General features: G+C 60.0%; 6 protein-coding genes and 2 pseudogenes. 4 read left to right on the top strand and 4 right to left on the bottom strand.

All coding sequences use genetic code 11. The annotated features are described in order from the left end of the window. Window positions 1–28: 28 nt before the first annotated feature. The 3 genes from CLV43_RS47470 to CLV43_RS44360 form a co-directional block, all read right to left on the bottom strand. Window positions 29–295: a hypothetical protein gene (locus CLV43_RS47470; protein WP_146175151.1), complete on the bottom strand. Its 267-nt coding sequence runs from the start codon at window positions 293–295 to the stop codon at window positions 29–31. A 1,032-nt stretch (window positions 296–1,327) separates the two neighbouring features. After that, window positions 1,328–1,624 (bottom strand): hypothetical protein, encoded by a 297-nt coding sequence (locus CLV43_RS47475; protein ID WP_146175152.1) that lies wholly within the window; start codon window positions 1,622–1,624, stop codon window positions 1,328–1,330. Window positions 1,625–2,038: 414 nt separating this feature from the next. After that, entirely contained in the window at window positions 2,039–3,223 is a 1,185-nt protein-coding gene (locus CLV43_RS44360; protein WP_245887489.1) for an IS3 family transposase, read from the bottom strand. Window positions 3,224–3,801: 578 nt separating this feature from the next. Here CLV43_RS44360 and CLV43_RS47480 point away from each other — a divergent pair. Next, complete coding sequence (locus CLV43_RS47480; protein WP_146175153.1) at window positions 3,802–6,855, top strand: NACHT domain-containing protein; 3,054 nt, start codon at window positions 3,802–3,804, stop codon at window positions 6,853–6,855. A gap of 1,091 nt (window positions 6,856–7,946) precedes the next feature. Here the strand turns inward: CLV43_RS47480 and CLV43_RS48985 are convergent. Beyond that, window positions 7,947–8,198: a phosphotransferase family protein gene (locus CLV43_RS48985; RefSeq protein WP_245887492.1), complete on the bottom strand. Its 252-nt coding sequence runs from the start codon at window positions 8,196–8,198 to the stop codon at window positions 7,947–7,949. Between the two features lie 172 nt (window positions 8,199–8,370). Between CLV43_RS48985 and CLV43_RS44375 the strand changes: the two genes are divergently transcribed. The 3 genes and pseudogenes from CLV43_RS44375 to CLV43_RS44390 all read left to right on the top strand — a co-directional run. Continuing rightward, window positions 8,371–9,453: an integrase core domain-containing protein gene (locus tag CLV43_RS44375; protein WP_106196569.1), complete on the top strand. Its 1,083-nt coding sequence runs from the start codon at window positions 8,371–8,373 to the stop codon at window positions 9,451–9,453. A gap of 82 nt (window positions 9,454–9,535) precedes the next feature. After that, window positions 9,536–10,036 (top strand): annotated as a pseudogene (locus tag CLV43_RS50395) (transposase); the annotation flags it as partial. Window positions 10,037–10,390: 354 nt separating this feature from the next. Beyond that, window positions 10,391–11,106 (top strand): annotated as a pseudogene (locus tag CLV43_RS44390) (IS5 family transposase); the annotation flags it as partial. Between the last annotated feature and the right edge of the window lie 120 nt (window positions 11,107–11,226).

The following is an 11,226-nucleotide window of genomic DNA, read 5'->3' on the forward strand; positions in this document are numbered from 1 at the left end:
GAACGCAACGTCCGCGTGGTGACGCGAGCTAGTCGTCCTTCTTGAACATCGCCCACACCTCTCGCACCACACCATCGTCGTGAATACCTTGGGATTCTAGAACTCGACCACATTCCTCGATGTTCACAACGCGACCGAGAAGCGGGACCAGTTTGACGGCGAACGAGTCGTACTCGTCATCCGGCGCACTTATGGACGAACCCATCGAAAAAGGGTCACGGTCGTACAGGATCCGCGACAGCGCACGAACACGAGAGCCACTTGCTTCACTCACAGGCGATTCACCGAGCTTCATCTATGATGGTTTGCACGAACTTCTTGTTGGCAAGATAGTCGGTCGTGGATGACCTATCGCAACGCGCAGCGTGACAGACGACGCACTGACAAGAAATACTACACGGGCGCAGTGAGCTCCTGATGATCACTCAGCCTCAGCTCTCACAACCGTGGATTAGTTCCGAAAGGCCACAGCACCTGAATTGACCCAACGGGTCACGTCAGAGGGAGATCCGGTCGGGCGACACCTGCTCGTCGGCGAAAGGTGACACCCTTGTGCACCATTCTGGAGTCGAGCATATAATCACCTAGCGTCAACGCGTTGATGTACGTCAAGGATGACCGAATCAACACGGGAAACTTTTCGGGACAACTGGACGCCACTCTCGTCGACGCCGTAAGGACTGCCTTGCCCCTTATAGGCGCGGCAACTCAGCGAGAACGCCCACGGGGCCCAGGTCCAGGAGCCGGTTGGCAACCCAGGTTGCCTCACCGCTGGTGAAGGACCAGGATCGCTCGACGGAGCAGGTTACCTTCCGAAACCCATTTCCAGGCCGTTGACGACAGCGCGTACAAGAGAGGCGGTCCCCTTGCCATTGGCGTAGTGGATGATCTTCTCACCACGCGCGGCCTTAGGGGCGTCCGTCGCCGCGTGCGCGGCAGCCTTAACCATTCGCTGCCGCCGACATGCAACCGTCGTGAGAGGTCAGTACATGCAGGTGCCTCAGGCAACGGCGTTTGCGGGGTCCCAGACAAGGAGCGGGATCGCGACGGGCGTGATGGGTGATCCGGGGCGGGTTCCGGTGACACGGATTTCGTAGCCGCCGGGAGGGAGTGTGGTGCACTGGTGTGGAAGATTCCGCCAGTGCTGCGCAGGCAGCGCGAGAAGACTGGTCGTTGGTGTTCGTTGACGATGGTGATCTGGATGGCGTCTCGTGCGTCGAGCGGGAGTTGCGCAGAGATGGGAATCTGGTCACCGATGAGGACGATGTCGGGGCGGTGAGTTGGACCGGGATTGTCGCTCGTGCTCGTCGGCGGATGGGGTTGGTGGTCAGGATTTCTTCGACTTCGTTGAGGGCGTAGGGGTTGGCTTGGAAGCTGCCGTGGTGGTCGATGATGCGGCGGACGGTGTTGGTGTCGATCGGTTGATCGTGTCCAATGGTGCCGGTGAGAGGACGGTGCCGTCGCCGTCGCCATAGTCGTTGTCGCTGCCGCTGGTGTCCAGGGGTTCGCCTCTACCATCGATGATGCTGATGGTGGACTGACGGGCGCCGATGATGGCGTGGATCATGGCCAGGCTGGCGAACTGTGCTGCTTCGGCGCACGTTGAGGTGGTGGCGGAAGGCATGTGCGTCTGTGGTCATGGTGATGTCGAGTTCGGGCAGGGTGGTTTCGGTGAGGGTGGCCAGGCTTCGGGTTGGTCGACGCAGGTGCAGTGAGAAGTAGTTTGATGGACTGAGGGCATGCTGCGGGCGAAGGCAGTGAGGTCGACGGCGAAGGAGCCGAGGTCTTTGCGGATGCCGTTGACGAGAAGAGTAGGGCTTTGGCGGCGCCGCGGTAGGGGGTGACAAGAGTGATGAGTTTGCGGTGATCTCGGCACCGCCGCAGTGTTCGATGTACGAGTCCGCCCATGGAGTGGCCGATGAACGCCAGTCGCGCGGCGCGGTTGTCGGATGAAGTGGCATGCCAGCGTTCGAGCACGGGTTTGACGACGGTGGCCAGGTGAACTGCCCCGGCTTTGATGGAGACCGGGTTATATGGATCAGGCGGTCATCGGGGTATCGATCGAACTGTAGTGCAGGGCCTCGTATTCGACCGGTGGGACGTGGCCGATCGAGCTGTGCAGCCGGTCGTGGTTGTACCAACCGACCCACCACACAACGGCTCGTTCGACGGCTGCCTGGTCAGGCCAAGTACGTCGGTCGATCAACTCAGCCTTGAACGTGCCGTTGAGCGCTTGGGCCATGGCGTTGTCGTAGGAATCGGCCACCGACCCGACCGAGGCGGTCACCCCTACCTCGGCCAACCGCTGCCCGTAGCGAATCGACAAATATTGACAGCCCCTGTCGGAGTGGTGGATCAAACCGTCACCGTGTCGGACCTTTCGCTGCCATAGAGCCATTTCCAACGCATCGAGAGGCAGGTCGGTGCGCAGGTGACCGGCCAACTGCCAGCCCACGATCATCCTGGAGTACACGTCCAGGACGAACGCGACGTACACCCAGCCCGTCCAGGTCCGGACGTAGGTCATGTCCGCCCCCCACAACCGGTTGGGCCGGTCCGCGGTGAACCGGCGGTCGACCAGATCCGGCGGTCGGGGCGCTGCCAGTTCCGGGATCGTGGTCCTGCGCTTGCCGCCCCGGATCACGCCCTCAATGCCGTGTACGCGCATCAACCGCTCGACGGTGCAGCGGGCGACCTCGACACCGTCGCGGCGCAGCTGGTGCCAGACCCGCCGAGCCCCGTAGACGCCGTGGTTGGCCTCGTGGACGGCACGGATACGAGCGAGAAGTCCCTCGTCGCGTCGGGCCCACGCCGAGGGACGGCGGGTCTTGCGGGCGTAGTACGTGCTGGGCGGGAACTCCAGCACCCGACAGATCGGCTCGACCCCGAAGCGGTCTTTGTGATCATCAATCATCGCGGTCACTTCGTCCGGGGACGGTCGAACTCCTTCGCGAGATACACGCTGGCCGCCTTGAGGATCTCGTTGGCACGACGCAACTCCGCGACCTCTCGGCCGCAACCGGGCCAGCTCTTCCTTCTCACCGGTCGTTGCCCGGTCGGTCCGGTCACCGCAGTCGGCCTCGGCCTGGCGGACCCAGGTGTGCAGGGCCTCGGGGTGGATGCCGAGGTCACGGGCGGCATGCGCGGTCGGACGGCCGGACTCGGCGACCTCGCGCACCGCTCGTTCACGCAGCTCGTCGGGGTACTTCTTCGGAGGAGCCATCGACGGTCGATCTCCCATCTGCCAGGACGATCATCCTGGTTTCAAGGTCCCCACCAAGCTCGGGGCAGCTCACACAGCCTGTTCGTAGCAGGTCAGCACCCCGACGCCAGTCCGGGTACCGCGGTCGCGGCGTCCGCCGCGGAGCAGTCGACCGAGGTACTGGGCGAGTTCATGGGTACGCCGAGTGTGTCATGGCAGGTGATCACGGGGAACTATCTGCTTTCAGGCCGCAGTTCGTCGGAGCACGGCTCAGCGTTTCCGCGGACCCCGTCAAGCCTTCAGCGCCCGAATCGCCGTTGGTAAGATCACCTTACTGTGAAGGTGGTCGCCAGTCATGCGATCTCGGTGATGCCGCTGTCTGCGCACCAGGTACAGATGCGGTTCAGGCGTTCGCGCTGCATGCTGCCCTGTACGGTGGTTGCCAGACCTTTACGGGCAGTGTGCCGCAGAGTCTTGGTTGTTGGAACGTGACTCGACCGTATGTGGGGCGCGCCCAACACGAGTACAGAGGCACGTAACGCCTGTCGAACTTATCGCGATTTACAATGAGCTGACGCAAGCGAGCGCTAGGGGATTCGATGGATTCAGCGGTCCAGCTCTACGACGAGCTCGAATCAAGCTACTTGCCTGATGGACTGGAGGGGGACTCATCAGTTCACCAGTATATCGCGACTATCGAATTCCAACTGCGTTTCGTCACTATGTGCAGTGCAGCAGCGGTGCAGAGTCTGGACCCAGGCAAGGTCAAGTTGAGCCGTTCGCCAGGGTTCGGCAGCTTCCAAGCGTTCCTGAAAAGCACTGGACCGTTCCTGCGCGGATCAGCTCAGAGGGATGCCATAGGGTCAACGTCGGACCTTATTGACGCAGTTCTTGGTGAAGTCCGCGCAGGAAATGGTAAAGACCCTCAGTTTGGTACGCTTGAAAAACTGCGTAATCACCTATTTCACGGAAATCCACTGCCATCCGGTGACGCGGGTCGCAAGGTGGCGCAGCGCGTAAAGAATACTATGTCGGCAATGTCAATTCTGATCCGCGAATATCTGTCAGGGGCTGTAGCTTCCGTCGCGCCAGGAGAGGAGTCGCTAAAGCGACTTGAGCTGCATTGGGATAATGCGAGAATGAAATTGTGGCCTTTTATATGTGTGGATGACGACGGTCGGCTGTGTGTGTTCTCCACATTCGGTTCGACGGTGCCAGCGTATCTACGTTCGAGTCCGGACGAAGTCCGCATCGATGGTCGCGGAGAAGAACTAACACTAGCGCTCGCTAGGTCAATGCAGCACGCCACACTGGGCACGATGTTCGCTGATTTTGTCAACGATCTCCGTGCTGACCTCGAAGGCTTTCGTGAGCAGGACCATCCGGTGCATCACTACGAGGAAGATGCCGAGGTCACTGTCTACTGGAATCTGGCTACGGGTGTCGGAAGCGGAGCGGATGAGCGCACTGACATGTTTCGACTTGGTAATGGTGATCAACGTCAGTGGAAGAATCGCGAATCGGACGACTGGGTGCCCTACCCCGACTTTCTGCGCCACATAGTTAACTGGAACGTGGTGGCTAGGCGTGTTCGGCAGAATCTCAAGCGGGTCGAGAGCGAATTGAATGAAGCCGAGAAGAAGGCCCTTGGTTGGGCGAAGAGGTCTTTTGCGTCGATAGAGCCAAGGGTCAGAGTTTCTGACCTCCAGACTACTGGTAATGAACCTACAATACTATTCGATCAACTTAAGCAGGATATTGACAAGAGATTGAGCACGCGCGGCCCCAGTACGCGTATCTACTTCGTGAGCGGAGAAGCGGGGATCGGCAAGACCAGGTTGATGGTTAATGCCGCACTTCGTCGTGCATATGAAATTGAAGAAGAGGATAAAAGTACGCCTTCCGAAGCACGTCGCCCACTCTATTTTTATGTGCGCTCTACTGGGCACGCTACCGCCAGTCTGGATACCGTGATTGGTGCAGCTGCTACGGAAACGCAAAATCTCAAGCTTCAAAATATTAAAGCGTTGTGTCGAAACGGCCTGGTCGCTCTGCTTGTCGATGGATTCGACGAGTTTCTGGGGAGTGCGGGATACGACAACGCTCTCGGCGCTCTCGAACCTTGGATAAAGGCCATGGACGGGCGTGGTGTAATTGTTGTATCTGCTAGGTCGTCCTACTATCTCAACCAGTACAGCTCAAGCCTTCGTAAAGAGCAGCAGCGCCAAGACTTGATGGTTGAACATAGGGTGGCTGCTGTCCAGCGTTGGGACTCTGATCAAGTCGAGAGCTTCCTTATTCAGCACGGCGTTGATCTACTTAAGGAACGCGCCCTGGAAAAGAATGATCGGAATCTTCTAGGCCTTCCCTTCTTTGCGCGAGTCTTCGCTGAGTCGCTAAATTCAGTCGAGGGTTACGGGAACTCGCTTCCTGATCTGCTTTTGCGGAAGTATATCGAGCGTGAATCACCAAAGCTCATTTCATCCGGTGATCAGGGAGCGCCTCTGCTTAGTCCCGATGAGTTGCATGTGACGTTCGAGACGCTTGCTCGCATCATGGCCGAGCAAGGAGTTCGCGAAGTCGTACTGGACGATCTGGAGTACGCGGTACAGACCGCTCTGAATGAAACCGATCTTACTGTTCGACCAGGGCTAACGCGGAGACTTTCAGTACTGTGTAATCTGGACGTGTCAGAGCAGTCTGGTGTCCCCAAGAAGTTTGCGTTTCAGCATGAACTATTCTATGACATTTTTCTTGCTGATTCAATTTTGCGTGATCTTTATGCAGATAACTTTAGCGATGTCATCGAGCTGTTGGGGAGATCTCAGCTGCGAATAGCGACGATTTCACGACTTGTGCGTCAGCAGGCTGATCGTGTTGAGCTCATGCTTAGGTCCAACATTAAGAATATAAGCGAGCTGCATGCGGTTCGCCAGAAGGCGTTCGCGGCCAATCTGGGTTTGCTGTGGGAGACGCTCATCCATCAGACCGGCCGGGTCGAAAGTGTTGAGCTATCCGAGATGGTATTTGGTCATCTCGATCTTACGGGCGTGGCGGCCGTGAACGTGAAGTTCATTAATTGCCGGTTCGACCTTCTGACGCTTCCGGCTGTCGAATCAAAGAATGTGCGATTTGTGAACTGCGTCATCGACTCCCTTAGAGTTGCAAACGAGGATCTTCCCCTTCGCGGCGTAACTGAATTTGAAGACGTTCGTGTGCAGCAGTTGATTCGCCGAGTTTCACTTGTTGAGAAACCGGAGGAAGTGCAGCGTGCGCTACGTGAACTCGGCGCTCCGCTCCCGGTCGTTGATGAACCGGAAACAGAAAGCGAATTTGTCAAGGCCGTTGAGTATTTTCTGGAGAGGTTTAGTATTCGAACTGACATAGTTGTCGTATATGCTGACGGCTTGATGCCTGCCGACGATAACCCTCCATGGCAATTGGAATACGGAGGTGAAGCCTGGGCGGCCTTTATTCGCCTTCTTAAGGAGTCGGGTGCTGGAAAGCTGGTTTCTATCGATGCTGGAGGTCCGGCGGTTTGTCGAGTTAAGGTCAATGCAATTCAGGGCCTGCGTAACCGTGGCAGCCTTTCGTTGTCGTCCTCCATTGAGTTTTGGGAAATGGTAAAGAAGCATCGCGTGGCCATTGAGTGATCTCACCAAAGGCGATTCGGGCGCTGAAGGCTTGGCGGGGTCCGCGGAAACGCTGGGCCGTGCTTCGACGAACTGCGGGGCCTGAGAGCGCTCGGCACTGGATAACGTCCTGCATGAGAGTGTGATCGGGGAATTTGAGACCACGGTCGACTGGGCGCCGGTGGTGCCTGCGCTAGACACGATGCCACGGCAGTGTCGATCAGTGCGGAAGCCACCGACCTCATCCGGTCCCTCTCTGAGCGGTTGCGACAGCAGAAAGCTCCCTTCAAGCCGATCTTCTATGGCGCCATTGTCCAGTTTTGACATGAGGACCATGACGATTCTTTCGGAGAAATTGCGGTGTCGACCATGCGTCGAGGTGGGCCATCAGAGGTCAGGGTGCGACTCCCTCTCAAGGGCTACGGCAAAGCCTGGGAATGAAAAAACGCAGATCGCGCCGTTCTGGTCGAAGGACTTTTTCGCCGTTCGCCTAACAAATCAGGTATTGCGAACGATCCGTCCCGGTTCCGGCTGCTCGGTGAATTGATGCTACCCGACTCGGGCTGGTTTTGATTCTCGTCGCAACCCGGAAGGTGTGGATGGCGAGTCTCAGCGAGATCGTCGGGTTGGCCCATGGTTGCTGCCGAGAGCGAATTTGCGAAGGTAGTAATGCCCGTTGCCCGGACCAGCTCGGGGGTACTATCCGGGCTCTCGTATATTCCCTGTGTCAACTTTGGAACGGCTGTCATCGGTAAAAGAGGACGTTCACGGGAGGGCGGCCGTTGCGACATCAACGTATTCGACAGGTGAGGGAGACCCGTGCTACGCTACTGTTCGGTCGCGCCTCTGACGACCATAGTCCTGGCTCATAGCGAACTCGGCCCGTCGGTTCACAGCGCTGCAGTCCATCGCCAAGGCCGCGTCTTATCTCCGCGCAGACAGGCGACACAAAGGCTGGCCTCCGCAAATGCGTTGGGTTCTTCACCTGCGCATTGAGCGACGTACCGCGACATACGCAGTTCGCGAATGTCGCGGAGTAGTTCGAAGCCGGGCCAATCAATGACATCGTAGCCATAACGGTCGCAGAAGTCGCGATAGTCCTCCGCGGTGATTCAGTTGAAGCTGGTGTACTTGATGGCGGTGCTCACGAGGTCCCACTCGGGTGGCCCGACGGAGCAGCGTTCGAGGTCGAGCACCACCACCTGACCGTCGTCGGTGGCCACTACGTTGCCGACCCAGGCGTCACCGTGCACGACGCAGTGCGGCAGGCCGAGAGGAAGGTTGGCGTAGCGGCCCTGGAGGGATTCCAGGTGTTCGCTGAGCCAGGTCCGGTCCGCTTTGGTGAGCGTCGTGGCTGCGTCGATGCGTTCAGCGAGCCGGACGAACGGGGCGAGATTGGCGAGGGCAGTGTCAGTCGGTACGGAAGGTCGTGAAGTCGGCGGATGGCTGTGGCGACTTCAACTGGTGTTGTGCCGCTCGAAAAGTCGTCGCCGCTGGTAGAGCCAGGAGGCGTCACCGTGCTGAGAGCATGTCCTGGTGATCGTGTCCCTGCTGTACAAGGTGGCCAGGAAGCTGCTGTCCGTCCTGTCGGTGGTGCTGCGCAGCGAGACGGCCAAGGATGCCGAGCTGCTTGTGCTGCGGCACGAGAACGCGATACTGCGACGGCAGCTGACGGGTCCGATCCGCTACGAGCCCGCTGACCGGTTCTGGTTCGCCGCCTTGTCCGGATTGGTGGATCGTCACCGTTGGCGGGAGGTCTTCCCGGTCACGCCGGGCACCCTGCTCGCCTGGCACCGCAGATTCATCGCCCCCAAGTGGGACTACACCGCACATCGACGCATCGGCCGACCGCCAACACGAGCAGCGATCACGACGCTCGTAGTACGACTCGCCAGAGAGAACTCCCGGTGGGGACACCGCCGCATCCAAGGCGAGCTGGCCAGGCTCGGCCACCGCATCGCCCCCTCGACCGTCTGGCAGATCCTGCACGACGCGGGCATCGACCCGGCACCACGCCGCAGTGGCCCAACCTGGCGGGAATTCCTCACCGCCCAAGCCGAAGGCATCATCGCGGCGGACTTCCTCCACATCGACACCGCACTCGGCAAGCGGCTCTACGCGCTGGCCTTCCTCGAACATCACACCAGGCGCCTGCACATCACCGGCGTCACCGCCCACCCGACCCAGGCATGGACTGCGCAGCAGGCCAGAAACCTCGCCGCCGACCTCGGACACCGAACGGAGTCGCTCCGATTCCTTCTCCGCGACCGCGACGGCAAGTACGGCCACACGTTCGACACCGTCTTCCACGCCGACCACCTGCGCGTCATCACCAGCGCGCCACGAGCGCCCCGGGTGAACGCCCACTGCGAACGAGTCATCGGCACCATCCGACGCGAACTCCTCGACCACATCCTGATCATGAACGAGGGTCACGCACGACAAGTCCTGAAAACCTACGAAGAGCACTACAACCAACACCGGCCTCACCAAGCCCGCAACCAGCTACCACCCGACGTTCTGCAACACCCCACCGCAGTACATGACCCCGACACCTACAGCGTGCTCCGCACCCGCATCCTCGGCGGACTCATCAACGAATACAGACATGCCGCCTGACCAGCAGCGACGACTTTTCGAGCGGCACACGTTGATCGAGCCGACGATGACGGCGTGACGCGCCGCCCGGCGCGGACCGGGAACGGCGGCGCGGGTTCATGACCTGCGAGAGATCGTCAACGTCATCCTGTACATGTGCAGGACCCGGATCGCCTTGGAATACCTGCCGCACGATTTCCCGCCGTACAAGACGGTCTACGACTACTACGCCAAGTGGGAGACCGACGGCACCACCGAGGCGCTGCACAACCTCCTACAGGATCGGGTCCGTGTCGCGAGTGGACGGTCGGCCACTCCCACCGCGGCGATCCTCGACTCACAGAGCGTCAAAACCTCGTGCAATATCAACGAATCCGATCAGGGGATCGATGCGAACAAGAAGATCAAGGGTCGCAAGCCGCACATCACCACCGACGTCCTCGGCCTGCTGCTCGCTGTGGTCGTCACCGCCGCGTCGGTCCAGGACTCGACCGGCGGCAAAGAGATCCTGGACCGGCTTGCCGTCGCTGATAGAACTACCTTCTCTCATGGCTGGGACCTCCGAGGAACGCTTCGGTCGCTTGTCCTACGAGGACTAAAATGAGACGGCGTCCTCGGAGGTTTTAGCTGGAGGCTTGTCGTCTCATCCGAGTATCTCCCTGGCGTGGGTGGACGGCGGCTACAACGACTCCATCCTGCGCCACGGCGCCCACCGTGGCGTTCGCGTCGAGGTCGTCAAACGTGTTGCCGCCACAGGGTTTCACGTACTTCCCCGCTGCTGGGTGATGGAGCGGACCTTCGACTGGCTGACACAGCACCGTCGACTGGCACGAGACTACGAGACTCTGTCGCAGCGCTCTCGCACAATGGCCCTCTGGGCTATGACTAACAAAATGAGCCTCTATTTAGAGGATGTCTCACGTGGGTCGATCATGGCGACTTGGCATGATCGTCGGTCGTGGATGACCTATCGCTGCGCTTGGTGCACGATGAGTTGTGGGCCTTGGTCGAACCGTTGATCCCCGGTTTCACCACCCGTCCTCAACGTGGCGGGACTGCGCCCGTGGACGACCGGGCGGTGTTCACCGCGATCGTGTTCGTACTGACCAGCGGTTGTCCATGGCGTCTGCTGCCGCCGTCGTTCGGGGTCACGGTGCCGACCGCGCACCGCCGGTTCACCAGGTGGACCAAGGCTGGGCTGTGGCGGCGGATGCACCAGGCGGTCTTGGACGAGCTCGGCGCCCAAGGGCTGATCGACTGGTCCCGCGCTGTCGTGGACGGAGCATCCGTTCGGGCGAAAAAAGGGGAACCATGACCGGCCGGAACCCGGTCGACCGCGGCAAGTCGGGCTCGAAGATCCACGTCCTGACCGACCGTCAGGGCATCCCGCTGTCGGTGGGGGTGTCCGGCGCCAACACCCACGACTCCCAGGCGCTCAAGCCGTTGGTGATGGCGATCCCCGCGATCCGGTCCCGACGTGGTCGCCGCCGTCGCAGACCCGACAAGTTGCACGCGGACAAGGCTTATGACAGCCGCGAGCTGCGTGGGTGGGTGCGCGACCGCGGCATCGGCGTCCGGATCGCCCGCAAGGGCATCGAGTCCAGCGACAGACTGGGCCGACACCGTTGGGTCATCGAACGCACCATCGCCTGGGTGTTCAACTACCGTCGCCTAGTAGGACTTCGTTAGGTCGTGTGATGGGGTGTGTCGGCGATGTGATCTTCTGTAGCGGTGAGGCCGGAGGAGATGGCGTTGGTGCGCCCGGTGATCGAGGACTTCGCTGCGGACATGTTC

Source organism: Umezawaea tangerina, from assembly GCF_003002815.1.
Lineage (GTDB): Bacteria > Actinomycetota > Actinomycetes > Mycobacteriales > Pseudonocardiaceae > Umezawaea > Umezawaea tangerina.

Coding starts and splice junctions, on each gene's coding strand:
- CLV43_RS47475 (WP_146175152.1), bottom strand. CDS start 1,624: ATGCCTTCCGCCACCACCTCAACGTGCGCCGAAGCAGCACAGTTCGCC.
- CLV43_RS44360 (WP_245887489.1), bottom strand. CDS start 3,223: ATGGCTCCTCCGAAGAAGTACCCCGACGAGCTGCGTGAACGAGCGGTG.
- CLV43_RS47480 (WP_146175153.1), top strand. CDS start 3,802: ATGGATTCAGCGGTCCAGCTCTACGACGAGCTCGAATCAAGCTACTTG.
- CLV43_RS47470 (WP_146175151.1), bottom strand. CDS start 295: ATGAAGCTCGGTGAATCGCCTGTGAGTGAAGCAAGTGGCTCTCGTGTT.